The organism is Cryptosporangium arvum DSM 44712, from assembly GCF_000585375.1.
GTDB classification, from domain to species: Bacteria; Actinomycetota; Actinomycetes; order Mycobacteriales; family Cryptosporangiaceae; genus Cryptosporangium; species Cryptosporangium arvum.
Genome location: NZ_KK073874.1, coordinates 774,519 through 799,391, shown reverse-complemented (window position 1 = coordinate 799,391; position 24,873 = coordinate 774,519). Strand labels below are relative to the sequence as shown.

Sequence of the window (24,873 nt, the reverse complement as noted above, 5' to 3'; positions counted from 1 at the left end):
AGTCCTTCCGAGGACGTGGAGCCTTGCTGTTCGGTACCGAAGGGGGGTTGACCGGCAGCGTTGACGGGGTCATGCCGAATACGCGATGCGTTCCTGTTCGAAGAGAGCCTCACCGGCGGCTGCGACGAACCATGGAAAGCCCATGCGGCCGACCGGGGAGACCTTAGTGGGGTCGATCCGATTAGGACCGGCCAGGATGGCCTCGTCCGCGACGATACAAACCACTTCGGCGAGGACGATATGGACACCCGAGAAGCACGACGTGGGGTCTCCACGATCGATTACTTCGACGACGCGGCATTCCATGTGTGCAGGGCTCACCGCAAGCGATGGCGGAGCTACCACCTGCGACGGAATAGTGTCCCAGCCGATCAACTCGGCTTCATTGACACCGTTTGGAAACTCTTTGGCGGCAGTTTCAATATGGTCCGCCAGCGCGGTGCTCGTGAGGTTGACGACGAACTCCCCGGAATGCTGGAGATTGACCCAGGTGTCCTTGGGTTCGGCGGTCGCCTCGCGCACCGTGCCGATCGTGACGGCAATCGTCGGCGGCTCCCCGCACACCGGCATGAAATAGCTGAACGGCGCCACGTTGAGTTTGCCGTCCGGGTCGGTGGTCGTGATCATCGCGATCGGCCGCGGCACGACCAGCTGGGAGATCATTCCCTGCTTCTGCGCCCCGGTCAGGCCGTCCAGGTTGATTACGGGCATTGGACCTCTCCTGTCTGCCCGGCGGCACCGTGCTCGGCTTCGGGCGCGGCCGGCCCTCCCGAAGCTGCTTCAAGTTCGGCCGCGGCGATTCGCGGCCAGCGGCGGAACGGTTCGATGCCGGTCCGCCGGAGCAGGTGGTGCGAGTTCTCCTTCGCGCAGGCCCGGAGGTCGTCGTAGTCGATCAGTTGCAGCCGCTGGTCGCGGACGACCACGGTGCCGTCGACGACCACGTCGCGCACGGTGTGGCTCGGCATGCCCCACACCAGCTGGAGCGCCTCGTCGCCACGCGGCGTCCAGACCGGGTCGGTCGTGTCGTAGACGACGACGTCGGCTGCTTTGCCGACCTCGATCGAGCCGATCTCGTGGTCGAGCCCGATCGCGCGGGCGCCGTCGATCGTGGCCAGCGCGAGCGCCTCGTGGGCGTGCACGGGGTCAGTATCGCCCCGATCGAGCGAAAGCCCAGCGAAAAGCATCGCGGCGCGCAAGATGTCGGGTACGTCGTTCGCGTTGTGCGAGTCGCAGCCCAGCGCCACCCGGCCACCGCGCCGGATGATCTCGACGTGCCGGGCGGCCCGGGTGAAGCCCTGGCCGAGGCGCAGGTACGCGCCCGGGCTGGACGCCACCGCGGTGTCGGTCCCGACGATCGCGTCGACCTCGTCGTCGTCGAGCCAGACCGCGTGGCCGAGCAGCAGGCGCGGGCCGAGTACGCCCAGCTTGTGCAGGTGAACGACGGGCCGGTTGCCCGACCGCTGCGCGTACCCCGGGATGTCGTTCTCCCCCGGCGAGATGTGCCAGGTCATCCGGGTGTCGAGCCGCTCGGCGAGTTCGGCCGCGCCCTGGAACAGCGCGTCCGAGCACAGGTCGTGGCCGAGCAGCGTGATCCACGCGCTGACCCGGTCGGTGGTGCCGAGCTCGCGGACGATCTCCTCCTGTCGGGCGAGAACGTCGGCCGCGGGGGCAGCGAACGGGAGCCCTTCGGTGTCCCAGCCCCAGCCGTTCAGGCGGGCGCGGATACCGGTCTTACGGAGGCCGGCCGCCACCCGCAGCGGGTGCGCGACCGTGCCGGGCTCGATGATCGTCGTGACGCCCCGGCGCAGCGACTCCGCCGCGGTCAGCATCGCCGAGATCTCGTCGTCGCCACCGGTGTGCGCGTTGTGCAGCGGCACGGCCCAGTTGAAGATCGCGTCCTGGGCGCCGATGTCGTCCGGGATGCCGCTGCGGGTCAGCGGGTCGGCGGTCGTGTGCTGGTGGGCGTTGATCATGCCGGGCGCGACGACGCAGCCGGTGGCGTCGAGCTCGTCCGCGTCGGGGTAGCGCAGCCGCAGCTCCTCGGCCGTGCCCAACGCCGCGATCCGGCCGTCGACGACCGCGATCGTGGCACCGGTCAGCACCTCGCGGCCCGGGGCCATCGTGACGACGTCGCCGCCGACGATCAGGAGGGAGGTCACGGGGTCACCAGCACCTTTCCGACCGTGGTGCGGTCGGTGAGCACGTCGAACGCCTCCGACAGCCCCTCGAGGGGCAGGACGGCGGCGATCGGGGCGGACAGCTTGCCGTACCAGAACGCGGTCAGCGCCCGGTGGAAGTCCTCCGGGGTGTACGCACCTGAACCGAGCAACGAGAGCTCGCGGTGATACGCACCCGTGAGTCCGAAAGTCACCTCGTTCCCGCTCGTCTGACCCATGAATACGAGGCGTCCGCGGACGCCGAGGGCGCTCAACGAGAGCGGCCAGGTTGCGGGGCCGACGTGGTCGAGCACGATCTGCGCGCCCCGGCCGCCGGTGAGCTCACGCACGTAGGCGACCGGATCCGCGTCGAGCGGAACGCAGTGTTCGACGCCGAGCGCGCGCACCGCGTCGAGCTTGGCCTGGCTGCCGGCGACCGCGACGACCTGCGCGCCGGCCTCCATCGCCAGCTGCACGGCGGCGATGCTCACCGCGCTGGCCGCGGCCTGGATCAGGATCGTCTCGCCGGCGGCGAGCCGGCCGACCGGGAACAGCGCGTGGTACGCGGTGGACCAGGAGGACGGGAGTGCGGCCGCGGTGGTCAGCTCGACCTCGTCGGGCACCGGGTGCGTCTGCACCGCCTTGACCGCGACGTACTCGGCGTACCCACCGGGCCGGTTGCCTCCGGTCACCCGGACGTCTCCGCAGTATCCGAAGTCGCCGGCCACGCAGTACGTGCACTCGTCGCAGCCCAGCACCGGGTCGACGACGACCCGGCTGCCGACGGTCAGATCGGAGACGGCCGAGCCGACCTCGGCGACCGTGCCGGCGATGTCCATCCCGGGTACGTGCGGAAGCGCGAAGCCGGGGAGCAGCGCCGGGCCCTGACGCTGCAGCAGGTCCATCCGGTTGACCGCGCACGCCGCGACCCGGATCAGCACCTCGTCCGCGCCGATCGTGGGTACCGGGACGTCCTGCGCGGTCACGACCTCGGGGCCGCCGAAACCGGTCTGCACCATCGCCCGCACTGGCGTCCCTCCTCGTCGTGTTTCGTCAGCATTGCCATCTCACATCGCGAGGTGGCGATTCACATTGCACAACAGCAATGTCGGAACCATGCCCTCCCGGCCAAGCCCTGTCAACGAGTGAACGGCATCTCAGAGCCTGGTAACGCAGACTTTTCCAGCGGAGGGCCCTGAGCACGAAAAGCAGGCTTCAACCATGTGCTCAGAGCGTCTTGCGCGGACGAAACCGCCGAGTGACCATCCGCCACCCCCGGAAATCAGTTGTGCCGCGCACACCGAAAAGCAGTGGATCCGGCGACGTCGCCGGATCCACTGCTACTCGCCGTAGTAAAGGTGTCGCGCTGGGTCAGCTGGCGGGGGGAAGCTCGACCTGCGGGCCGTACTTGTTCACTTCGCCGGTGACGTTCACCTTGCCGCTACCGATGTTCGTGATGAACTGCGCCAGTTCCGCGTTCTGGTCGTCGGTGCCGTTGCAGAGACGCACGGTCGGCACCTGGTCCACGCCGATGTGCCAGACCCGGCGCGTGCCCATCTTGAGCTCGCCCTCGGCGAAGTCCTGCAGCGCCGCCGCGAAGTACTCTCCCGGGTCGAAGATGACCGAGACGTCGAACTTCGGGTCGGTCGAGTCGCACCGGTTGGTACCCGGGGTCGCCAGCAGGACCCCGCGCGAGTTGCCCACCTTGGCCGCGGGATCGGTGCCACCACCCAGGTAGGGGTAGACGGCCTTGGCGCCCTCGTCGGCCAGTTCCTTCATGGCCGCGGAGGCGAGCTTGCCGTCGTTCAGGTCACCGGTGAAGACCGCCTTGAACTCGAGCGGCGAGCTGCCGAGTGCGAGCTTGAGGCCGGCGTAGTACGCCTTCGCCGCGTCGGTCGCGAACCCCACCGCCGGGCCGGAGATGAAGCCGGCCTTGTCGTACCCCTTGAACTTCATCAGGAGACCGCTCGCGTACCCGGCCGCGATGACGCTCTCGAAGGTGAAGTCCTGCGAGACGACGATGCCCGGCCGCTCGTCGGTGATCGTGCTGGACGGGACGTACCAGTAGGCCTTGCCGCAGTCGCCGTTGGTGGCCGCGGGGATGGCGTCCTCGATCTCGGAGGCGCCCAGCGCGACCAGGTCGGGCTTGTACTGGGCGCAGTACTTCTTCGCCGCCGCGAGCGAGGTGCCGGGCTTGATGTTGCCCTGCCGCTCGATCGTCCAGCCCTGACGGGCGGCGAACGCGGACGCCTTGTTCAGGAAGCTCTCGTAGTACCCGTTGTCGTTCAGGTCACCGGGGCTCAACACCAGGATGACGACTTTGCCGTCCTTGTTGATGTCGGCCTGCCCGCTGTTGTCGGCGGTGGCGGCGACCGCTACGTCCGCGTAGCGATTCTCCTCGCTGCACGACGTGACAGCGAGCATCAAGCAGACCGCGGCCACCGCGATGCGCGTCATTCGGGTGGACAGTCTCATGGGGGTCCTTCCGGGGGTCCTTACACCTTCAGAGCACACTAGTCACACGCAGAAACCGGGCAATCAGGTCGAAGCCACTGGTCAGGGTCTTTTGGTCACGCCGGGACGGTCCGAGAACCAGCCGCCGACGACAGGATCGTGCTCGTCCAGAGCCAACAGCAACTCCTGGGCGGTGAGCGCCGCCTGCAGCAGCACGATGGCTTCCGGGTCCAACGGGTCGACGCCGAGCAGCGTCTTGATCTGGCCTACCCGGTAGCCGACCGAGTTGCGGTGCAGATGCAGCGCGTCGGCGACGGCGGTGCGGCTGCCGCTGGACGCCAGCCACGCGCGCAGCGTACGGATCAGGTCCTCGCGGGGCAGCAGCGGTCCGAGGTGCCGCTCGACGAACTCGCGCAGGCGCTCCGGCGGCACGGTGACCAGTAGCTGCGCCAGGCCCAGCGATCCGTACGGCAGCACGAGCGCGTCGCCGCGGGTCGAGCTGCGCCGCAGCAGCAGCGCCAGCAGCACCTCGGCTTCACGGAACGAGTTCGCGGTCCGGTCGGCGCCGTTGACCACCGGACCGGACGCGGCACGCACCACACCGTCGCCGACGACGGCCTGCGCGCGCTCACGCAGCCGCTCGAGTTCGCCGTCCTCACCGCCCGGCAGCACGGTCCAGGCCCGGCGTCCCTGGTGGAGCGCGGTCACGCCGGCCCGGGGCAGCGCGGTGGCCCAGGCGCGCACGTGCGGCCCGTCGTAGTCGAAGACCGCACCGGCGTGCGGGGCGTCCAGGCGCATACCGAAGCGGGCGGCGGCCCGGGTGAGGTCGTCGGGTGCGCGCAACGTGCCGCAGCGCAACTCGTCGACGAGGTCGGCGCCGGCGGCCGACCCCGCCTCGGCGGCGGCGTCCCGGCGGACCGCCTCGATCGCGAGCGCGGTCGTGGCCGCCAGCAGGTACGGCACGACCGGCGGGGAGACCGGCTCGGCGAGCAGCACGATGCCGAACCGGCGCCGGTCGGCGCGGACCGCGGCGGCCCGGACGGGCCGTCCGTCGGACATGGTCAGCGGCACCGGCCGCTCGGCCCCGAACACCTGCGCCACGTCCGAGGCCCGGACGTTCGGCGCCTCCGTGCCGGGCGGCACCGAGGTGGCCAGCAACGCGCCGTGGACGTCGAACAGCCAGGCGGCGTGGCCGGTGTGGGCGGCCAACCGGCGCAGGATCGCCGACCAGCCCTCGCCACCGAGCGTGAGCTGGTTGAGCTCCCGCTCGAACTCCTCCGGGGTCGCCGCCGGAGAGACCGGCCCTCCGCGCGGTGCGATCGGGCGGGACGTCATGGGAACCCGACCGCCCTCCATGGGCGGAACCATACCTCCCGGTCACGCAGTGTCTTCAGCACCGTCGTCACCGGGAGGTATCGTCGCTCAACGTGTTCTCCTGAACACGAGGGTCAGGCGCCGAAGTCCGCCTTGCGGATCAGGCAGTGAACACCCTTCACCGCGTCGACGACCTGACTGACCTCGAAGTCGCCGGCCGCGCTCAGGTAGGCCAGCGCGGTGGCCCTCGGCACGCCCTGGTGGGTCTCGAGGAACGACACCGCGGCCCGCACGGCCTTCCTCATGGCCTCGTTGAGGTCGGGGTCCATTCCGGTCGGGATCCAGTGCGTGTCGGTCTCGACGAACGGGTTGCGGATGGCACCGACGGCCGCGCGCGCGGCCGCGTCCTTGAGCACGGTCAGGCGCAGGGTCGCGCGCAGCGGCGCCTCCAGTGCGGTCAGCGCCACCTCGCCGTCGCCCTGGGCGTAGTGGGGGTCGCCGGCGTAGAACAGCGCACCGGCGGTCTGCACCGGGAGATACAGCGTCGAGCCGGCCTGGAGCTCGTTCACGTCCATGTTGCCGCCGTGGTCACCCGGCGGCACCGAGGGCACCGCCTCGTCGGTGTCGCGCGCGACGCCCATCAGGCCCAGGAACGGGCGCAGCGGGAACCGGACGCCCCGGCCCTCGCCGAAGCGCAGGTTGCCGTAGAGCACGCCGCCGTTCTCGGTGACGTCGGTGAAGTGGATGTTGCTGCCGAAGCTCGTCGGATCGAGCACGTGGGCATCCTCGCGGCGCAGCGTGCCCTCGGGGAACTCGCCGGGCAGAGCGCCGTAGCCGTGCCGGTTGCTGATGAAGCCGTAGGGGGCGCGGATCCCCAGGTCGAGGACGTCGACCCGGAGTAAGTCGCCCGGCTCGGCGCCGGACACCGCGATCGGGCCGGTCACCACGTGCGGGCCGTCGTCGAAGTCGTGGGTGAGATCGGACGCCGCGAACACCCGCGAGTCCTCGAGCACCTCGGTCGCCTTCACGCCGAAGCCGGCCAGGTACGCGACCGGGTCTCGACCCTGGTCCTCCAGGATGCCCTCGTGGCTGAGGGTGTCGATGGTGACCGTCGCACCGCTCTCCACGTTCAGCACCGGCGCGCTGGCGCGGTTGGGCAGGAAGCCCCACTGGGCCGTTTCCGGCGTCGTCTCGAGGTAGTGGTCGCCGGGGATACGACCTTCGCGCGGCTGCAGCGTCACGCCGAGCTCCTTCGTGCGGTGAGGGGCGAGCAAGTCGTATACGACACTGCGTGAACCGTGTTTCAGTCAGAAGTCCGAGCTAGGAAGCTCGGGTAACAGGCGCCCGTCACAAAACGGCCTATAAATATTTATTAGCACATCAATAGCCGTCGTTCGGCGCTCTGAATTTGCGCCATGCGATACGGCGTCTCACTTCTTCAAAATGGCGGTATACGATCCGCAGCCGGTATGTCCGGGCTGCTCAGCGGCGACATTTTTGTCCAGATGCGACGTCTCCGGCCTTACTGCGGCGGGGTATGGCGAATGTCGCACCGGATGTCCCACGGAAGGCTTTCCGCTGGTCATTTCGTCAATCGGAGAGCCGTTCGTTTTTTCCACCCCGTTGTGGGGGCCTGCCCACTGGAGCAACTCGTTCCTACTCCACTACGATCCGTGCGCTACGTACCGCAAATGAGCGAGTGGGAGGCAACAGGTGAACGCGACGTCCCGCCCGAGAACGGGCCGGCCTCGCTTCACGGTCAGCGTCGACATCGACCTCGACGGTTCGTGGTGGGTCGTCCGAAAACCCGCCGACTTGCACCCTCGCGACTTCGCCAACGTGCGCGGCAAGGTGCGTCCATTGCACGCGAAGTCCTCTAGGACGTGCCATCCTTCGGTGAGTCACTTCGCGGTCACTCATGCCGCGTGGTCGCTCGCGCGTCCGTCACTAGTGATCGAGCCGTCACTAGGGCGTGTTTGAAAAGCGCTTCGTTCGTTGGGTGATGCGTGGCTCGTGGTGATCTGACGAATGCGGAGTGGGAAGTCTTGTCGGCGGTGTTGCCGTCGGCTAAGCCGGGTGGTCGGCCGCCGCGTTCGCGGCGGCAGGTCATTGATGGGATCCGGTGGCGGGTGAGGACCGGGGCGCCGTGGCGGGACCTGCCCGAACGGTATGGGCCGTGGGAGACCGCGTATGCGCTGTTCCGGGACTGGCAGCGGGACGGGACCTGGGCGCGCATCGTGTCCGATCTGCAGTCCCGCGCCCAGGCCCGGGGGCTGATCACCTGGGACGTGTCCGTCGACTCCACCGTGGTCCGGGCTCACCAGCACGCCGCGGGCGCCCGTAAAAGGGGGTCGATCAGAAACAACCGCCGGGAGGGTGCACCGCAGAGCCCAACGACCATGGTCTGGGACGGTCACGCGGCGGGTTGAGCACCAAGATCCATCTCGCGGCCGAGGGCGGACAGCGTCCGCTGTCGCTGCTGGTCACCGCCGGGCAGGCCGGAGACGCGCCGCAGTTCCAGCCGGTGATCGACGCGATCGGTGTCCCCGGTCGAGTCGGCAGGCCCAGGACACGGCCGGCGCGGGTCCTAGCCGATAAGGCCTACGGATCCCGCGCCAACCGCGTCTACCTGCGCCGACGCGGAATCCGCGCCACCATCCCCGAACCAGCCGACCGGTTGGCCCACCGCCGACGTCGCGGCAGCGCCGGCGGCCGCCCACCGACGTTCAACGCCGAGACCTACAAGCAGCGCCACGCGGTCGAGTGCGGGATCAACCGCCTCAAGCGCTACCGGGCGGTCGCGACTCGCTACGACAAACTCGCCGTCCGCTTTCTCACGACGCTGCACATCGCCGCGATCAACGAATGGCTACGGTGACCAGCTTTTCAAACAGGCCCTAGTGGTCGAGGCGGGAAAGACGCAGGATCACCGGTCCGACACCGTCCGGTGTACCCACGCTAGGCGAACTAGGGGCTGGATTCGGTGATGACGCCTGAGCCTGGCGCAGGCCCCACCGTCCTGCGCATTCTCCTGGGCTCCCAGTTGCGCAGGCTACGCGAGGACCGCAACGTCACCCGCGAGGACGCCGGCTACGCGATCCGCGCCTCCGAATCCAAGATCAGCCGCATCGAACTCGGCCGCGTCGGCTTCAAGGAGCGCGACGTCTCCGACCTGCTCACGCTGTACGGGGTCACCGACCCGGCGGAGCGCGACGCCCTGCTCTCGCTCGCGCGGGAAGCCAACCAACCCGGCTGGTGGCACAAGTTCGGCGACATCCTGCCCCAATGGTTCCAGGCATACGTCGGCCTGGAGGCCGCGGCGTCGCTGATCCGTACGTACGAGGTGCAGTTCATCCCCGGTCTACTGCAGACCGAGGACTACGCACGCGCGGTGGTGCTGCTCGGCAACGGCAGCGCGCCGAAGGAAGAGATCGACCGCCGGGTGCAGCTGCGGATGGAGCGTCAGCAGCTGCTCGACCGCCCCAACGCGCCCCGGTTCTGGGCGATCATCGACGAAGCCGTCCTGCGCCGCCCGATCGGCGGGCGCGACGTGATGCGTGCCCAGCTCGAGCTGCTGGCCGAGCTCTCGGAGCGGCCCAACGTCACGCTCCAGATCATCCCGTTCGGGTTCGGCGGCCACGCCGCGGCGGGGGGCGCGTTCTCCCTGCTCCGCTTCCCTGATCAGACACTGCCCGACATCGTCTACATCGAGCAGTTGACGAGCGCTCTCTACCTCGAGAAGCGCGAGGACGTCGACACCTATCTGGAGTCGATGGAGCGCCTCGCCGTCGAGGCCGACTCACCGGACCGCAGCCGCGAGCGTTTCGCGGAGATCCGTAAGGACTTCGACCTGCCGCTCCGCTGACGTCTGCGGAGCTCGTGCGACTTTACGATGCGGAGCGCGCCCGACCGCGCTCCGCGCTAGAACACCACCACGACGGCTTTCAACTGACGAAGTGGTCGAAGTCGCCGCTGCGCGCACCGGCGATGAGGGCCGCGATCTCGTCGCGGGTGTAGATGAGTGCGGGGCCCTCGGGGTGACGAGAGTTCCGAACCGCGAACTGCCCGTCCGGCAGCCCGGCAATCTCCACGCAATTGCCGTTGGGGTTGCTGTGGCTGCTCTTCAGCCACGCCACCGGACCCAGTTGCCCGGCAGGTATGCCGTTGTACAGGTGGTGCATATTGCGCCTCTCTCGGATCGCCGGCGGGACGTCAGTGGCCGCCGGTGCACGATCGGCGGAACGACGCCCCGTGCCGTCGCGTGCGCCCATCAAATTAGGCCATCTGCACGTGCAGACGCTCTTGCACATGCACTGCCTGATGCAGGAGGATAACGCACGTGCGCGACGGTTCTTTCGGTCGAGCCGTCGAAGGTCGGCGACGGGAGGTTGACGTGTCCCCTGCTCCACGCGCAGCACGGACTGAGTCCGCTCGCGGCTGCGCGCACAGAGAAGCGGCGTGGAAGGTCGAGCTCTCGGCCCGGCTCTGCACCGATCGGGCGCACGCGGCGCGCCTGCGCGGGCTGGCCGCCTGGCACCAGCGCCAGGCCGACCACTTCGACCAGCTCTTCGGCGACGACGGCACGTCGCCCGCCACGGCCTGACCGAACACCCCGCACCAACTCCGACGGGCGTCCACACCGGACCGCCGTCGGCCCGGGCCGGTGCGGGCTGGAGGCGCCCGGACCCTCCAGCTCGTGCCGCCATCCCGAATCGTCCGCGCGTCGTCTCCCCGGCATGGCGACGCGCGGACTTTCGCGTTCACGGGGTAGTCACGCAGCGTCAGACGCGCTCTACCTAAAATTCTTACTTCCGTGTCCACCGAGGCCGAAAACGCCCGCCTCGGGTGACCCAGGCCACACCACTTGGTCTATTTACGCCAGGGAACGTTTACTCTCCGTAATGACAAAAGACCGGCGGGCGCCTTTGGTCAGGCGCCCGCCGGTCCCCGTTCGGTCCTGATCGACTCAGGTCGCGGCGACCTGCTCGCCGATCGCCTTGTGCAAGGCCCGGTTGAGCAGCACGAGCAGGGTGTCCCGCACCGACCGCCGGTCACGCGCGTCGAACGCGACGACCGGCACCTGGTCGTCGATCGCGAGCGCCCAGCGGACCGCGGCGAGGTCCTGCGCGAGCAGACCGTCGAACGCGTTCACGCCGACGATGAACGGGATGCCCGTGTGCTCGAAGTAGTCGACCGCCGGGTAGCAGTCGTCGAGCCGGGAACTGTCGACGACGACGAGCGCGCCGAGCGCTCCCCGGGCGAGGTCGTCCCACATGAAGCCGAAGCGTGACTGCCCCGGTGTACCGAAGAGGTACAGCTTCACGCCGGCGTCGATGGCGACCGAACCGAAGTCCATCGCCACGGTCGTCGTGGTCTTTGTCGAATGTTGGCCAGGGATGTCGATCCCGACGGCCACCTCGGTCATCTCGGCCTCGGTGGTCAGCGGGGCGATGTCGGAGATGGCACCGACCGTCGTGGTCTTCCCGACTCCGAAACCACCGGCGATGACGATCTTTACCGGGAGCGGTGGCTTCGAGCCGGGTGCTGATGCGGTGCGGTCAGACAATGGCACTGAGTCCACGGATCACTCGCAGGATGAGTTCGGGAGAGTTAGGGGAGCTCACATCATGGTTGTGCACGTCGAGATAGCCGGTGGCCCGCAGGTCACCGACCAGGATCTTGACGACGCCGAGGTGGAGCTTGAGCCGGGCCGAGATCTCGGCCACGGAGATGGGCTGGGCGCAGAGGGTCACGATGGCTCGGAGTTCGGGCGAGAGCCGCGAGGTCGGAACCCGACCACCGCGAGTACCCGCCGTCACCTGGGTCTCGAGTCCGATCTCCGGGTCGGCGGTGACCCGGCCGGAGGTGAGGACGAAGGGACGCAGCTGCGCACCGGACGCCTCGGAACCGACGTTGCTGGCCTTGTTGGGCGTCTCTCCGGAGGGGGAGAGTGACGAGGCCTTCAGATACGGCCGGATGGAGGCCGGTTCCTCTGCGTCGGATCCGCCCAGGATCCTCATGACTGTACGGAGTTCTTCAGTTCGACGATCAGCGCCGGCGTCAGCACAGCTCCGGCACGGCTCGCAAACAGCGTCATCTCGTAGGCCACCGTGCCCAGGTTGGCCGTGCGGTCGGCGATGACACCGAGCACCGATCCGCGGCTGATCGCGGTCGCCAGCAGGTAACCGCCGGTGAGGTCCACGATGACCTTGTTCAGGCCGCCCAGGCTGTACGTGTCGGCGACGCCGGCCGCGAGGCTCGTCATACCCGAGATGACAGCCGCGAGGCGGTCGGCGTTCGCGTGGTCGGAGGTGGCCGACTTCGCCATCAGAAGACCATCAGCCGATACCGCCACCGCCTCGACGACCCCGGCAGTGCCTGTGCAGAAGGAGTCCAGCAACCAGTTGAAAGTCTGCGCCTCGGCACTGAGGCCGGCGGTCGCCAGGTCGCCGCCGTTGGGTCGGTAGGAGCTGTTCATCGTGGTGATCCTTCGTGCTGATGGTCGTCGACGACGACCCTGTTGAGAGCGCGGGACACGCCTGCTTCGATCTGCTCGATCAACGCCCGGGCGGCGTCGGGGTCCGCCACCGGTGTTGCAGTGACCGAGGCGCCGCCCCGGCCGCTGGTGAAACTCTTGAGCGTTGCTCCAGGCACCCGCCGCTGCAGGCCACCAGAGGTGCGCTGGGCCTGCTGCTGCGGTGGGGGGCCCGCCGGAGCGGGCCGTTGCGGCAACACCGGAGGGGAGACCGGTGCTGCTGCGGGGACGTGCCTGGAAGGCGCAGCGTGCCCGGCAGCCTGCTGCGAATTCCACGTCGGTTGAGCGACCGGAGGAGGCGTGTGCACCGGCCCGGGGGGCGGGGTGCCGAACGTCGCCTGCTGTGCGCTCATCGAACCCGGCCGCGGACCGGGTGCGTATCCGTGTGAGCCGTTGGAACCGTTCGACCCGTTCGAGGGCGGCGGGGCCATCTGCGGCACCGGGCCGGTGTCACCGGCCCGCTGCGCGTTGCGGACGCCGGCCTCGAACTCCTCGATCAACGCACGAGCGGCGGCCGGGTCACCGGCGTCGCCCAGGATCTGGGGCTCGGCCTGCTTGCCCGCCGTGTTGACACCGACCGGGAGCTGGGCGCCCGGAACCCGTCGCTGCAGACGCGGGAGCGTCGATCCGGCCGGCGGACCGGCCGCGGCCGGCTGCGCCGGGACCGGAGCCGAACGCACCGGAAGCGGCTGCGTCGTCGACGTCGACAGCGGCTGCGGGATGGGCGCCGCCATCGGCTGCGGGATCGGCATCGGCGGAGCCGGCGCGATCGGCGCGGGGCGAGCCGCCGGTTGCGCCGGAGCCGCGGGCAGCGACCGGAACGCGGCCGGCTGAGCCGGCTGGACCGGCTCGGTCGGGCGGGCGCCCGGCGCGTTGTCCCACCACGAGACGTCGGTCGCGGGTGCCTGCGCGGGTGGCGCGTCGCTGCGGTACAGGGCCGCGCTGGCCCCTACCGGCTCGACGTCGACCGGCTCGCGCTGGCCGGGAACCGGTGCCTCGTTGCCCGAGAACGCGTTCCACGGCCCGGCCGAGATGGCCCGGGACGCCCGCTCCAGCGCCACGTTGTCGAACATCGCGTTCGACGCCACGACCGGCAGGTTCGCGGCCGGCTCGTAGCCCGGGTTCGGCTGCTCGTAGACCGGCGCCGGCTCGTAGGCCGGGTTCGGCTGGTCGTAGCGAGGTTGGTCGTAACGGGGCTGCTCGTACTGGGGCTGCCCGTACTGGGGCTGGTCGTACTGGGGCTGCCCGTACTGGGGCTGGTCGTACCCCACGGCCGCCGGCTGCTGGAACCCACCGGTGGGCTGGGCGTAGGACGGGGTCGCCGCCGGGTCGGCCGGCATCGCGGTGTTCGGCACCCGCAGCACCTCGGGCTGACCCATCGGCGGGCCGGCCGGAAGCGCGCGCGGCGGCTCCTCGACCGTGGCGATGCCCTGGTAGATCGAGGGCACCAGGTGCTGCTCGATCAGCGCCAGCACCGCCGTGACACCACCGCCGGACGTCGGCACCAGCGCGACGCTGATGCCGTGACGCCGGGCCAGCCGGCCGGTCACGAACAGACCGAGCACCTCGGTGGGAGCCAGGTCGAGGCGTTCGCGTCGGGCGAGTCGGGCGTTCTCTTCCGCCAACCGCTCGGACGCCATGCCGATGCCGTGGTCGACGATCAGGATCTGAGCGCCGGCCCTGGTGGCCTCGGCGCTGAGCGTGACCCGGGTGTGCGGCGGCGAGTACGCGGTCGCGTTCTCCATCAGCTCCGCGAAGATCAGCGTGAGGTCGGAGATGACCGACGGCTGCACGACGATGTCCTCGGGGACGTCGATGTCGACTCGGGTGTAGTCCTCGATCTCACCCAGGGCGAGCCGGGCGATGTCGCCGAGAGCGAGCGGCGTGCCGCCACCCTGCTCGGTGGCCATCGACCCGGAGAGAACGACGAGCGAACCCGCGTTCCGGTTGAGGCGGCTGGACAGGTGGTCGAGCTGGTAGAGGCTGCTCAACCGCTCGGTGTTGGTCTCCTGCCGCTCCAGCCGGTCGATCATCGACAGCTGACGACCGATCAGGTTCTGCGTACGGCGTCCGATGTGACCGAACATCGTCGCGACGTTGCGGCGGCTGGTGATCTGACGTTCGACCAGCCGGGCCGCGGTGTCCTGCACCTGCTCGAACGCTCGGGCCAGCTCACCGATCTCGTCTCGACCGGTGGTGTTCACCGTGTCGAGTCGGACGGGTTCGAAGACCTCGGACTCGTCGTCAGCGACCCGGGTGAGCTCGGTCTCGACTGCGGTGGCGATGCGGTTGGCGGACGAGGCCAGTGCGACGAGTGGCTGCGAGACCCGACGTCCGACCAGCAGGGTCAGCACACCCACCAGGCCGAGGATCAGCACCAGGGCGGCACCGATACCGGCGGCGGCCGCGATGGCGTCCCGACGCTGGTTCTCGGTGGCCGCCACGATGTCCGACACCAGCTTGGTCTCGATGTATCGCGTCTGGCCGAGGAAGGACTGGAACCGCGGGAAGTACGTGGCCAGGGGCAGCTCACGGACACGGCCGAGGTCGGCCTTGGTACCGAGGTCGGCCAGCTCCGTCGACGTACGGGCGTTGTTCGCCGTCTGGACCAGGCGGTACAGCGTCGCCTGGGTCGGGTTGGCGTACTGGAAGTAGGCGTTCGTGTACTCGGACGACGTACCGAGGCCCGACACGTACTGGCTCAGCAGCGTGGCGTTGGGGGTCGCGAGCAGCAGGGTCAGCGTCGCGAGGTTGAGCGAGTTCTGCTCTCCCAGGTGCAGCGCGGAGTCCATCGCGAGGATCTGCCGGCCGATCGACGTCGACGCGTCCGAGATCCGGTACAGCTGCAGACCGTCGATCAACGAATTGATCAAACCGGTCAGCTGCTGCGACACGACGGTCTGCGGAACGTTCGTCGCGAGCGACTCTTTCCGCAGGTCGACCAGCTGCTTCAGGTCGCCGACGGCCTTCACCAGGGTCGGGGGCGACTCGTCGCTTATCGACTCCTTCACGGTCGCGATCTGGTCGTCGACGATCGCTTCCTGCTGGAGGACCTCGGACTTGGTCGCGAAGCCACCGGCGAGGAAGCCGATCGTCAGCAGACGTTCTGCCTGCAGTTCCCGGACCAGGGTGGCGACTTCACCAGCGGCCTGGATGTCTCGGGAGTTGTCGTTGGCGTTGTCGGCGTCGGAGATCCGGCCCACGATGACCGAGAGCGCGAGGACCGACACGGCCAACAGCGGGATGATCGCCAGAAGGACGAGCTTCCCACTGATCTTGAGCCTATCGAGGAACACCGACCCGCTCCCGCCTCGCGTCGCGTCCAGCGTCCAGGTTGTTCAGGTACGGATCGCCGCCCATCTGGTCCGGCCCGGCCGGGTAACCGGCGTAGTCCGGGTTGCCCTGACCGTACGGCTGCTGCTGGCCCCGCGGGCCGGGTTGCGCCTGCGGGCCCTGCGGACCCGGGCCGTCGATCGACTCGGCGCGCGAGCGGCGCCCGCCGAGCAGGATCAGCACGAAGCTCGCGATCGCGGCGAGTACGGCGATCACCAGCAGCGCGATCGCCAGGATCCGGCCGGTGTCGGCGGTGCTCTTCCGGTCGTCGATCTGCTTGCCGAGTTCGTCGAGCAGCGTCGGGCTCAGAGCGACCGCCGCCTCCTGCGCGGCGATGCGCTGCGAGGTGACCGTGTTCGCGGTCGGGAGCGAGTTCAGCGTGGTCTGCCCCGGGGGAGCGAGAGTCTCGACGCCACGCTGGAAGTTGTCCAGGTTCTGCAGGAGCGTGGTGCTGAACGTGCCGCTGTCGGAGTTGTCCACGGCCGAGGCCATGTCCGCCGCGACGTCGGCGCCGGACTCCGAGACCAGCTGGCGGCTGACGGCGAGGCTGGTCAGCGCGTTGTTGATCTGACTGAGCTGGTCGTTGAACGTCTCCAGCGCGGCGTCCCGCGCGAGGTCGGGCAGCCCGCCCGCGATGACCGCCTGGTCCTGGTAGCGGCCGGCCCACACGACGGCCAGCGGGATCTCCTCGAGCGCGGCGTCCTGCAGGTAGCTGATGACGCCGTCGGCGTCGCTGCGCAGACCGGAAGCCTGTGCGACCCGCTGGTAGAGCGCGAGCAGCAGGTCGGTGGCCTCGCCGTAGTTCTTGAACGCGCCGTTCTGGTCGCCGCCCTGCTCGGGGAGCGTCTCGATCCGGGCGCGGAGACCGGACCAGCGGTTGCTCGTCCCGAAGTCGGAGCCGAACTTCTCGTCGACCTCGGCCACCGCGTTCAGGGACTCGGCGAAGTCTTCCTTCTTGACCGGCTTGCCACTGACCGCATTGGACTGCGCGTTGACGAGGGCGGGAAGGAGCTTGTCGAGCGCCTTGGCGTACTCGACGCCGTCGCGTTCGCGGGAGTGCAGGTCACTGTCGTCTGAGCGGGTTCCCCACACCAACGCGAACAGCGCTATTACGGAAATTACCGTAATAAGCTGCAGCGCTAGGGGCGCAAACGCCCGCAATGGGGCGGACCGTAACCGGGATCCGGACCCGGGAGAAGTCATCGCTCATCCTTCACCAACATCGCCTGCGTGTGGACCCTGCGGCCAGCTTCTGCACCGGCCGCCCCGCTCGAGCAAGAAACCAGCGCCATACGAAGCTAGTTCTTCGATAAACCCGACCGCAAGATGCACACCGCTAACCACAAGAATCACAGCGAGATCGATGCTGTCGGAATATAAATAGCAGTACGTTTTCTGCGTTATGCCCGAATCCGCAGACATAACTTACCGATAAGTAAGAACAATTAATAACTTCCGTCGATGCCTTCGGAGCGTATTTCAGACCTCACTCAGCGCGACGAAATACCCCGCACCCTGGGCGATCACCTCGCCTGCCACCTGCCGAAATCTCGACTTAACTTAAATGGCCGGAGTGCGACGCGGACTCGTCGGCACTCAGCAGCCAGTTGACCATACCGGAATATGCGACTGCGGGCGCACCGCCCCCACAGAGGACAGTGCGTACCCCGTTCCACCCCACCCTCCACAGAAGACATCTGTAACGACACCCTCAAGAAGTTTGCCCGAAATGTGAGGGTATGGTTGAGTACGCCCTGCCCGAAAAGCGTCATTTGAGGGAGGTAGGGCATGCGAGACCGCACCAAGCGCTTTGCCGTCGCCGTCGCCGGTCTGGCGATCGCCGCGGGGACCGTGCTGGCGTCGGCACCGGCGGCCGACGCGGCCACCGCGACCGGCCGGACCACGGTCACCGCCGCTCACGACCGCGACGACCACCGCTGGGGCCGCGACCGCGACGATCGCCGCTGGGGCCGTGACCACGACGATCGCCGCTGGGGCCGCGGCCACGGCGAGCACCGGCGGCACTGGAAGAAGCACTGGAAGAAGCGCTCCCACTGGGAGGGGCGCCGGCACCACCGGCACCAGTGGCGCGACCACGGCCGGTACGACAGCTACCACGAGGCTCACCTGATCGGTCAGCGGTACCGGGGATCGTCCTGGGAGTCGTTCCGCTGCGAGCGGTCCGGCAGCCGCTGGGTGCTGCGCGTTTACTCCTGAGAACAGTACGTCCCCGCAGCTCTTCGGGGCTGCGGGGACGTTCGCTCAGGCGCGGAGCGAGCCGTTGAACGGACGCGGTTCCGCTCGCGGGGGCGCCGGGACGCGCGGCGCCGGCATCGCGCCGCTCTTCACCGCCTCCACCAGCACCGCATAGTCCGTTTCGGTGCGGTCGGCGTACTGCTGGCCGAACTTCACCACCGACCGGTCAAACCGATCGTTCTGTCCGATGTAACCGGCGATCGCCGCCGGGTCGCCGCTGCGGGCATGGGCCCGCGCGAGGACACGACCGCACAGCCGGGCGTACTTCGCCAGCCCTGGCGCGTCGAACGTCGACGTGTCGAACGAGCCCTTCGCGTCCCACAGCTGACGCACGTAGTAGTCGTGTCCCGCCGCCGGGTCACGGAACCACCCGAGCAGAACGTCGGGCGCGGCCTGGATCAAACGCTGCCCTTCGACGACCCGCTGCCCGGCGTTGCGGTACGGACTCGGCGTCAAATGCCACTCGAGCACCGACTGACCCGCTTCTTTCACTTGGAGCAAAAGCGGATCGTTCGGCGAGGCCGCCAGCAATACGACCCAACAACGGCTGCCGACACTTCCCACACCCACGACTTTCCGGGCGAAGTCGACGAAGGTGTAACGGTCGAGCAAAACTCGCCGATCGGCCGGCAGCGTCTGCCGGTACTCACGGATGCAGCGGCGGACCAGTTCCTCGTCCATGCCCTCGTCGGAACTGTCCGTGACGTGGGTGAGCAGCGGCGGGTCCTCACGCAGCCGCCAGCCACCGTTGACCCGCTCGGTCAGCTTGGCCGCCGCGCTGATGTGGTCGCGGCTGCGAGCCTTCTCCACCGCCTGCAACGTCGGTACCGAAGACCGGCCGCGCTTGAGTAGTTGAGCCAGATCGTCGACTTCGATCCGGTCGTACCAAACCTCGAGCGCTCGTTGCGTTGCGTAATCATTCATCGCGTCGCGATAGCCCGCCGCCGCACTGGCCGCGGCGGTGGTGGCCTCACCGTTCTTGAAGCGATTCGCGCGCGCCGCCAGAATGACACTGCTGACCAGGCGCTTCAGATCCCATTCGAACGGCGCTTCGAGCGTCTCGTCGAAATCGTTCAGATCGAAAACCAGCCGACGATCCGGCGTTCCCGACATCCCGAAGTTCTGCAGATGAGCGTTTCCGCCCGCTTGCACGAATAGACCGCTGTGCGGGTGCAGGGCTAAATCGTGAGCCATCACCGTGGCCGCGCCCCGGAAAAAGCTGAATGGCGACGCGACCATCCGCTCGTACCGGAGCGGCAGCAGTTCCGGAAGTCTCTGCTCGTCGGCCGCGGCGAGAAGAGTCAGCGGATTACGTCCGTCGTCCGCGAGCTCGGCCTGGGCGGAGCGGGACACCCTGCTCCTGGCGTTGCGGCCGAGTTCGTATCCGACGGGAGACACGACGGTCAGTCCACCCAACGTGGCCCCCTCCCCGGGTAGCTCGAGGCTGACTGCCACGTTAACGGAGGTTGACCGACAGGGAAATGCCAGGTGATTACCGCATCGTGGCGACCGTGTAGCGGTCTCGTCACCGACCAGCAAAGGCCGGAGAACCCGGAAGATACCGGATGAACTCCTCGGGTCCGAGCGCAGGTGCGTAGTACCAGCCCTGACCGGTGTCGCACCCCAGCGACCGCAGCCGGTCGCGCTGCTCGCCGCTCTCGATCCCCTCGGCCACCACCTGGAGACCGAGCGCGTGCGCCAGCACGAGCAGCGACTCCAGGATCTGGTCGTCGAGCGCGGTGCGGTCGCTGGCGGTGAGGCGCTGCACCACCCCGCCGGACAGCTTCAGCACGTCGATCGAGAAGTCGCGCAGCAACGGCAGGTTGGCCCACCCCGCGCTGACGTCACCCACTGCCAGCCGGACGCCGAGCGCGGCGAGCCGCCGCAGCGGTGTGGTGTTCACCGTGGTCACGGTTCCGGCGGCCAGCTCGAGCTGGAGCCGCCCCGCCTCCAGCCCGGTCTCCTCCAGTACCCGGACGACGTCGTCGACCAGGTTCGGGTCGGCGAGCTGGGCCGCGGCCAGATTGACGCTGACGTACGGCGGCTCCTGGCCGACCGACGGCCAGCGGGAAGCCTGCCGGCACGCGAGCTCGAGCACCCGCCGGCCGATCGGCACGATGGCGCCGGTCTCCTCGGCCAGCCCCACGAACCGCTTCGGCGAGAGCAACCCGAGCTCGCGGTGGCGCCAGCGCACCAGCGCCTCGGCGCCGCCGACCGCACCGTCGGCCAGCCCGACCAGCGGCTGGAACTCGACCACGAACTCGTCGCGCTCCAGCGCCGCCGCCATCTCGGTGGCGAGCGTGTAGCGGGCGACCCGCTGGTCGTTGCGGTGCGGGTCGTAGACGGCCCAGCGGCCCCGGTGCTCGGCCTTGGCCCGGTACATGGTCAGCTCGGCCGCGCGGATCAGATCGGCCGCGCTCGCGTCGCTGGCCGCGTGTTCGACGACACCGATGCTGGCCGGCAACGTGAGTCGGCCGTCGGCGGGCGGGAACGGCACCGCCAGCGAGCGGACGATCTCGGCGGCCAGCCGTTCGACGTCGGCCACGCCGGAGGTACCGGTCAGCAGGATGCCGAACTCGTCACCGCCGAGGCGGGCCACCAGCGCGTCGCCGGAGAGCGTGTCGAGCCGTTCGCCGACCGCGGCCAGCAACTGGTCGCCCACCGGGTGCCCGAGGCTGTCGTTGACGACCTTGAACCCGTCCAGGTCGAGCAGGCACAGCCCGATCCGCTCGGCTCCGGTGCGCTCACGCAGCACGCCGGTGAGCCGCTCGACGAACACTTCGCGGTTCGCGAGCCCGGTCAGCCGGTCGTGGGTGGCGAGGTGGTCGGCGGTCAGGCGGAGCGTGCGCTGCTCGGTGACGTCCTCCACCAGCAGCGTGTGCGTCCGCGGGCCGGTCTCGTCGACGACGAGCGACAGCCGGATCGAGAGCCAGGTCTCCGCGCCCCCGGGCCGGGCCAGCCGGCACTCGAGGTGGCAGGGCACCTCGTCGGCCACCAGCCGGGTGTACGCGTCCTCCAGTACGGATCGGTGCGCCGCGACCAGGAACTCGCTGAGCCGGCGACCGACTAGCGCGCCGGCCGGCAGGCCGAGCAGGCCGGCCAGGCCGTCGTTGACCTCGGTCAGCCGCCCGTCGGGCGTGCCGAGCGCGAGGCCGACCGGAACTCCGCCGAAAACGGCGCGGAACCGCGACTCGCCGGTACGCATCGCGTGCTGGGCCTCGGCCTGCGCGCCCAGCGCCGCCTTCCGGACCAGCTCACGCTCGCGTGCGACGGTGAACCCGGTGGCGAAGGCCGCGGTGAGTTCACCCACCCGGGCCGCCGCCCCCGGCACCAGCGCGGGGAACTCGGTGGTGAGCAGGCGGAGGCTGGCGCCGAGCGCAGCCGGGTCGCCGAAGCCGCGGTCGACGAGCGCGGTACCGGCCGACGCCGCGGGGCCCGGGTCGAACGAGCCGCCCGACACGGCCTCGACCAGGCGTTCGACCGCGCCGACCAGCTCGTCCGCGGTGGTCGTCGTGGTGTCGGCCGGACGCAACGCGCGGGCCCAGCTCGCGGCGAAAGCGCGTCGCCGATCGCCCCCGGAGCCCGGCTCCGGGTCGAGAGTGAGATCGACGGCGGTCACGTGCGGGAAGGCCCGGTCGCACGCATCAGCCGTAACTCCATGCCAGCGAGAGTAGCGAAGCGCCACGACGCATACGCGTGGAGTCGTCACATCCGATTCTTCTCAGTCACGTCGGTGCACGGCCGAAAGGTACGAAGTGACGATGAGCACGCTCCGTAGCCGTGCCCAGATGCTCGAGCCGTACGCGATCATCGGCGAGCCGCCCGAACCCGACCTCGAGGCCATCGCCAGCATCGCCGCGCACATCTGCGGCGCGCCCACCGCGGTCGTGAACCTCATCGACGACACCCACCAGCACCAGGTCGCCGCCCACGGTTTCGCCCGGTCGGTGTGCGACCGCGAGGACTCGATGTGCGCGGTGTCGATCGCCCTGCCCGAGCCGGTGTACCTTCCCGACGCGCGGCTCGACCCGCGGTGGGCGGACAACCCGTTCGTCACCGGGGTGATCGGGGACGTCCGGTTCTACTCGTCGACGCAGCTGATCAACGCGCGCGGCGAGGTGCTGGGAACGCTCTGCGTCTTCGACGAGGAGGTCCGGGAGATCACCGCGGACCAGCGCACCCAGCTGGAGTTGCTGGCGCACCAGGTCGTCGACGTGCTCGAGCTGCGTCGGCAGAGCTTCGAACTGCACGCGGCGATCGCCCAGCTGGAGCACGCCCGCGAGGAGCTGGAGCGCTCGAACGAGCACCTGGCCGCGTTCGCCGGGCAGGTCAGCCACGACCTGAAGAACCCGCTCGCCAGCGTCGTGGGGTACCTGCACAACCTGTCCGAGGTCGGGGCGGTCGTCAGCGAGCCCGAGGCGGCGTGGTGCACCCAGCGGGCGCTGGCCGCGAGCCAGCGGATGAGCGACATGATCGGCCACCTGCTCGACTACGCGAGCGTCGGCGGTTCGCTCACGCTCGTGCCGGTCGACCTCGGCCAGGTCGTCGCGGATCTGACCGACGACCTGAGCGACGCGATCGCGTCCGTCGGCGGCGCGCTGGCGGTGGAGGGTCAGCTCCCCACGGTGGCCGGCGACTCGGTGCAGTTGCGTGCCGTACTGCAGAACCTGATCAGCAACGCGCTGAAGTTCCGCCGCCTCTCCCGGCCGCCGCGCGTCGTGGTGAGCGCGGCGGGCCGCGACGGCACCTGGCTGGTGCGGGTGGCCGACAACGGGATCGGCATCCCCTCCGACCGGCGCGAGCAGGCGTTCGCGCTGCTCAGCCGGGTGCACGACGAGTCGGCGCGGGAGATCGCCGGCAACGGCATCGGGTTGGCGACCTGCAAGCGGATCGTGACCGCGCACGGCGGGGAGATCGGTCTGACGGACACCCCCGGTGGGGGCACGACCGTCTGGTTCACGCTCCCAGTAGATGAGCGTTGACTTTCCGGACCAGCGGAGCCAGCGACGGCACCTCGACGACGGTCAGCCCCGCGGCACGCAGACGCTCGGCGCCCTCGCAGTCGACGAAGATCTCCGGTTCCCGCCAGGCGAACACGACGCGGCGCAGACCGGAGTCGAGGATCAACTCGGTGCAGGTCCGGGACCGCGACGCCCGGGCCGAGCAGGGCTCGAGCGAGCTGTAGATCGTCGCGGTGGCCAGCCGGGGGTCGGTGCCGGCGCGGGTGAGCGCCGATTCCTCGGCGTGTTCGTGGGGGTCGTCCCGCCGGGACCAGCCGTCCGCGACGAGCGTGCCGTCGACGTCGACGATCATCGCGCCCACCGAGAACGCGCTCGTCGACGGAGTGCACCGGCGGGACAGTTCGATGGCCTGACGCAACCAGTGCAGATCGGGCTCGGTGGGGTCAATCCCCATCGGGTGGCCCCAGCAGGTACCGGATCAGCACGACGTCGCCGATCGGGCGGACCTCGGCCAGGCGCATGCGGTCGGCGGCACCGTGGGGGTAACGGCCGGGGCCCGCGAACCGCGGCGCGGCCGGGTCGCCGACGAAGAACGGCGCGACGACCAGGTGCAGTTCGTCGACGAAGCCGGCGGTGAGGAACTGGGCCTGCACGGTGCCACCGCCCTCGACGAGTAGCCGGCGCACGCCCCGCGACACCAGGTCGTCGAGGACCACGGGCAACGGTTCGCCCCGGTAGACGACCGTCGGAGCGCCGGGGCCGAACACCGCGGCCGCCGGATCGAGCCGGCCGCTGCGGCTGAGCACCACCCGCAGGGGCGGCTGCTCCCGTGCCGCCCGCCGGGCGGGCGACCGGACCAGCAACCGGGGGTTGTCCCGGCGCACGGTCTCCGCGCCCACCAGGATCGCGTCGCAGGTCGCGCGCACGTCGTCGACGCGGTCGAAGTCCTCGTCGTTGGAGAGCAGGAGCCGATCGGGCGTCGCGTCGTCGAGGTAGCCGTCGACCGACATCGCGGCCGACACGACGACGTACGGCCGGGCGCCGGTCACGGTCGCCACGGGAAGGAGGGCACCCGGCGCTCGGCGAACGCGGCGACGCCCTCGGCCAGTTCGGCCGCGCCCTCGGCCGCCCAGCGCCGGTAGCCCTCGGCCGTCGGGCGCCCGTCCAGCGTCGCCCGGATCAGGTCTTTCGCCGCGTGCTGGGTGAGCCGGGAACGGCTCGCGAGCGTGCGGGCCAGCTCCCCCACCCGCGCCTCCAGACCTCCCGGCGGCACCAGCTCGTCGACCAGCCCGGTCCGCAGCGCGCGCTCGTCGTCGATGAAGTCGCCGGTGAAGAGCAGGAACTTCGCCGCGGCCGGGCCGACCAGCTCGACCAGGCGCGCGGTGGTCGCCGCCGGGTAGACGACGCCGATCTTGGCCGGGGTGATCCCGAACCGGGAGCCCTGCTCGGCGATGCGCAGGTCGCACGCCACCGCGATCTGGCAGCCCCCGCCGACGCACCAACCCCGGATCGCGGCCACCACCGGCTTCGGGAAGGCCACCAGGGCGTCCTCGGCCACCGTCGCCGGCATCGGCTCGCCGGGAGCGAACCCGGTGAGCGTGGAGATGTCGGCGCCGGCGCAGAACGTGTCGCCGGCGCCGGTGATCACGAGCACCGCGACGTCCTGGTCGGCGGCGAGCTGATCGAGCAGCGACGGGAGCGTGTTCCACATCTCGTTCGTCATCGCGTTCCGCTTGGCCGGGTTGTCGAGTACCACGGTCGCGACGCCGTCGAGAATCCGGCCGTGAACCCGCCCCGTCTCCATTCCGGTGACGATAGTGCGCGCCGACCGGAGAACTCTGTGAGCCAGCTCGCGTCCACGACA

General features: G+C 69.6%; 22 protein-coding genes. 5 read left to right on the top strand and 17 right to left on the bottom strand.

The window, feature by feature from the left end; translation table 11 throughout:
* Window positions 1-69: 69 nt before the first annotated feature.
* The 6 genes from CRYAR_RS03590 to CRYAR_RS03565 all read right to left on the bottom strand — a co-directional run bounded on the left by CRYAR_RS03590 (window position 70) and on the right by CRYAR_RS03565 (window position 7,165).
* Window positions 70-711: a flavin reductase family protein gene (locus CRYAR_RS03590; RefSeq protein WP_051569700.1), complete on the bottom strand. Its 642-nt coding sequence runs from the start codon at window positions 709-711 to the stop codon at window positions 70-72.
* The gene (locus CRYAR_RS03585) at window positions 702-2,159 is read right to left on the bottom strand and encodes an amidohydrolase family protein (RefSeq protein ID WP_063725655.1); all 1,458 of its coding nucleotides are present in this window, start codon (window positions 2,157-2,159) and stop codon (window positions 702-704) included. The genes CRYAR_RS03590 and CRYAR_RS03585 overlap by 10 nt, the downstream gene beginning before the upstream one ends.
* Window positions 2,156-3,175 (bottom strand): alcohol dehydrogenase catalytic domain-containing protein, encoded by a 1,020-nt coding sequence (locus CRYAR_RS03580; protein WP_245620663.1) that lies wholly within the window; start codon window positions 3,173-3,175, stop codon window positions 2,156-2,158. The genes CRYAR_RS03585 and CRYAR_RS03580 overlap by 4 nt, the downstream gene beginning before the upstream one ends.
* 352 nt (window positions 3,176-3,527) lie before the next feature.
* Entirely contained in the window at window positions 3,528-4,631 is a 1,104-nt protein-coding gene (locus CRYAR_RS03575; protein ID WP_035848459.1) for a type 1 periplasmic-binding domain-containing protein, read from the bottom strand.
* A gap of 81 nt (window positions 4,632-4,712) precedes the next feature.
* Window positions 4,713-5,966 (bottom strand): PucR family transcriptional regulator, encoded by a 1,254-nt coding sequence (locus CRYAR_RS42630; RefSeq protein ID WP_157017315.1) that lies wholly within the window; start codon window positions 5,964-5,966, stop codon window positions 4,713-4,715.
* A 92-nt stretch (window positions 5,967-6,058) separates the two neighbouring features.
* A complete protein-coding gene (locus tag CRYAR_RS03565; RefSeq protein ID WP_035860407.1) occupies window positions 6,059-7,165 on the bottom strand; it encodes an acetamidase/formamidase family protein in 1,107 nt (368 codons plus the stop codon).
* Between the two features lie 765 nt (window positions 7,166-7,930).
* Between CRYAR_RS03565 and CRYAR_RS44915 the strand changes: the two genes are divergently transcribed.
* A protein-coding gene (locus CRYAR_RS44915) for an IS5 family transposase (protein ID WP_169744990.1) occupies window positions 7,931-8,802 on the top strand; the annotation gives its coding sequence in 2 pieces (ribosomal slippage) (window positions 7,931-8,317 and window positions 8,320-8,802; 870 coding nt in all).
* 108 nt (window positions 8,803-8,910) lie between these two features.
* Window positions 8,911-9,789: a helix-turn-helix domain-containing protein gene (locus CRYAR_RS03550; RefSeq protein ID WP_035848458.1), complete on the top strand. Its 879-nt coding sequence runs from the start codon at window positions 8,911-8,913 to the stop codon at window positions 9,787-9,789.
* A 79-nt stretch (window positions 9,790-9,868) separates the two neighbouring features.
* Here CRYAR_RS03550 and CRYAR_RS03545 read toward each other — a convergent pair whose 3' ends face one another.
* Window positions 9,869-10,105, bottom strand: a complete 237-nt coding sequence (locus CRYAR_RS03545) for a DUF397 domain-containing protein (protein ID WP_035848457.1) — start codon at window positions 10,103-10,105, stop codon at window positions 9,869-9,871.
* A gap of 212 nt (window positions 10,106-10,317) precedes the next feature.
* On the opposite strand from CRYAR_RS03545, the gene CRYAR_RS03540 reads away from it, so the two are divergent.
* On the top strand, window positions 10,318-10,527 hold the full coding sequence (locus CRYAR_RS03540; protein ID WP_035848456.1) for a hypothetical protein: 210 nt from the start codon (window positions 10,318-10,320) through the stop codon (window positions 10,525-10,527).
* Between the two features lie 363 nt (window positions 10,528-10,890).
* On the opposite strand, the gene CRYAR_RS03535 is transcribed toward CRYAR_RS03540, so the two are convergent.
* From CRYAR_RS03535 to CRYAR_RS03515, 5 genes are read right to left on the bottom strand one after another with little or no spacing between them, the layout of a single operon-like run.
* Window positions 10,891-11,490, bottom strand: a complete 600-nt coding sequence (locus CRYAR_RS03535; RefSeq protein ID WP_211247246.1) for a GTP-binding protein — start codon at window positions 11,488-11,490, stop codon at window positions 10,891-10,893.
* Window positions 11,483-11,944: a DUF742 domain-containing protein gene (locus CRYAR_RS03530; protein WP_035848453.1), complete on the bottom strand. Its 462-nt coding sequence runs from the start codon at window positions 11,942-11,944 to the stop codon at window positions 11,483-11,485. Before CRYAR_RS03530 ends, CRYAR_RS03535 begins: the two co-directional genes overlap by 8 nt.
* Window positions 11,941-12,402, bottom strand: coding sequence for a roadblock/LC7 domain-containing protein (locus CRYAR_RS03525; RefSeq protein ID WP_035848452.1), 462 nt, complete (start codon window positions 12,400-12,402; stop codon window positions 11,941-11,943). The genes CRYAR_RS03530 and CRYAR_RS03525 overlap by 4 nt, the downstream gene beginning before the upstream one ends.
* Window positions 12,399-15,755, bottom strand: a complete 3,357-nt coding sequence (locus tag CRYAR_RS03520) for a sensor histidine kinase (RefSeq protein ID WP_051569697.1) — start codon at window positions 15,753-15,755, stop codon at window positions 12,399-12,401. Before CRYAR_RS03520 ends, CRYAR_RS03525 begins: the two co-directional genes overlap by 4 nt.
* Complete coding sequence (locus tag CRYAR_RS03515; protein ID WP_035848451.1) at window positions 15,742-16,887, bottom strand: hypothetical protein; 1,146 nt, start codon at window positions 16,885-16,887, stop codon at window positions 15,742-15,744. Before CRYAR_RS03515 ends, CRYAR_RS03520 begins: the two co-directional genes overlap by 14 nt.
* Before the next feature lie 693 nt (window positions 16,888-17,580).
* Between CRYAR_RS03515 and CRYAR_RS42625 the strand changes: the two genes are divergently transcribed.
* Window positions 17,581-18,009 (top strand): hypothetical protein, encoded by a 429-nt coding sequence (locus CRYAR_RS42625; protein WP_051569696.1) that lies wholly within the window; start codon window positions 17,581-17,583, stop codon window positions 18,007-18,009.
* A 45-nt stretch (window positions 18,010-18,054) separates the two neighbouring features.
* Here CRYAR_RS42625 and CRYAR_RS03505 read toward each other — a convergent pair whose 3' ends face one another.
* Together CRYAR_RS03505 and CRYAR_RS03500 are read right to left on the bottom strand one after the other, a co-directional pair.
* Window positions 18,055-19,401: a DUF2252 domain-containing protein gene (locus tag CRYAR_RS03505; protein ID WP_211247245.1), complete on the bottom strand. Its 1,347-nt coding sequence runs from the start codon at window positions 19,399-19,401 to the stop codon at window positions 18,055-18,057.
* Window positions 19,402-19,573: 172 nt separating this feature from the next.
* Window positions 19,574-21,667 carry a putative bifunctional diguanylate cyclase/phosphodiesterase gene (locus CRYAR_RS03500; RefSeq protein WP_051569694.1) on the bottom strand — a complete coding sequence of 698 codons (2,094 nt, stop codon included), beginning with the start codon at window positions 21,665-21,667 and terminating at the stop codon, window positions 19,574-19,576.
* Window positions 21,668-21,809: 142 nt separating this feature from the next.
* On the opposite strand from CRYAR_RS03500, the gene CRYAR_RS03495 reads away from it, so the two are divergent.
* Window positions 21,810-23,030 (top strand): sensor histidine kinase, encoded by a 1,221-nt coding sequence (locus CRYAR_RS03495; RefSeq protein ID WP_035860394.1) that lies wholly within the window; start codon window positions 21,810-21,812, stop codon window positions 23,028-23,030.
* On the opposite strand, the gene CRYAR_RS03490 is transcribed toward CRYAR_RS03495, so the two are convergent.
* From CRYAR_RS03490 to CRYAR_RS03480, 3 genes are read right to left on the bottom strand one after another with little or no spacing between them, the layout of a single operon-like run.
* On the bottom strand, window positions 23,005-23,463 hold the full coding sequence (locus CRYAR_RS03490) for a deaminase (protein WP_035848450.1): 459 nt from the start codon (window positions 23,461-23,463) through the stop codon (window positions 23,005-23,007). The genes CRYAR_RS03495 and CRYAR_RS03490 overlap by 26 nt on opposite strands.
* The gene (locus tag CRYAR_RS03485) at window positions 23,453-24,019 is read right to left on the bottom strand and encodes a dihydrofolate reductase family protein (RefSeq protein ID WP_051571892.1); all 567 of its coding nucleotides are present in this window, start codon (window positions 24,017-24,019) and stop codon (window positions 23,453-23,455) included. The genes CRYAR_RS03490 and CRYAR_RS03485 overlap by 11 nt, the downstream gene beginning before the upstream one ends.
* Window positions 24,020-24,054: 35 nt before the next feature.
* Window positions 24,055-24,813 carry an enoyl-CoA hydratase/isomerase family protein gene (locus CRYAR_RS03480; RefSeq protein ID WP_035848447.1) on the bottom strand — a complete coding sequence of 253 codons (759 nt, stop codon included), beginning with the start codon at window positions 24,811-24,813 and terminating at the stop codon, window positions 24,055-24,057.
* Between the last annotated feature and the right edge of the window lie 60 nt (window positions 24,814-24,873).

Excerpts from the sequence above, each read along its gene's own strand:
- CRYAR_RS03590 (WP_051569700.1), bottom strand. The coding sequence starts at position 711 with ATGCCCGTAATCAACCTGGACGGCCTGACCGGGGCGCAGAAGCAGGGA.
- CRYAR_RS03580 (WP_245620663.1), bottom strand. The coding sequence starts at position 3,175 with ATGGTGCAGACCGGTTTCGGCGGCCCCGAGGTCGTGACCGCGCAGGAC.
- CRYAR_RS03575 (WP_035848459.1), bottom strand. The coding sequence starts at position 4,631 with ATGAGACTGTCCACCCGAATGACGCGCATCGCGGTGGCCGCGGTCTGC.
- CRYAR_RS42630 (WP_157017315.1), bottom strand. The coding sequence starts at position 5,966 with ATGGAGGGCGGTCGGGTTCCCATGACGTCCCGCCCGATCGCACCGCGC.
- CRYAR_RS03550 (WP_035848458.1), top strand. The coding sequence starts at position 8,911 with ATGACGCCTGAGCCTGGCGCAGGCCCCACCGTCCTGCGCATTCTCCTG.
- CRYAR_RS03545 (WP_035848457.1), bottom strand. The coding sequence starts at position 10,105 with ATGCACCACCTGTACAACGGCATACCTGCCGGGCAACTGGGTCCGGTG.
- CRYAR_RS03530 (WP_035848453.1), bottom strand. The coding sequence starts at position 11,944 with ATGAGGATCCTGGGCGGATCCGACGCAGAGGAACCGGCCTCCATCCGG.
- CRYAR_RS03525 (WP_035848452.1), bottom strand. The coding sequence starts at position 12,402 with ATGAACAGCTCCTACCGACCCAACGGCGGCGACCTGGCGACCGCCGGC.
- CRYAR_RS42625 (WP_051569696.1), top strand. The coding sequence starts at position 17,581 with ATGCGAGACCGCACCAAGCGCTTTGCCGTCGCCGTCGCCGGTCTGGCG.
- CRYAR_RS03495 (WP_035860394.1), top strand. The coding sequence starts at position 21,810 with ATGAGCACGCTCCGTAGCCGTGCCCAGATGCTCGAGCCGTACGCGATC.
- CRYAR_RS03490 (WP_035848450.1), bottom strand. The coding sequence starts at position 23,463 with ATGGGGATTGACCCCACCGAGCCCGATCTGCACTGGTTGCGTCAGGCC.
- CRYAR_RS03485 (WP_051571892.1), bottom strand. The coding sequence starts at position 24,019 with ATGTCGGTCGACGGCTACCTCGACGACGCGACGCCCGATCGGCTCCTG.
- CRYAR_RS03480 (WP_035848447.1), bottom strand. The coding sequence starts at position 24,813 with ATGGAGACGGGGCGGGTTCACGGCCGGATTCTCGACGGCGTCGCGACC.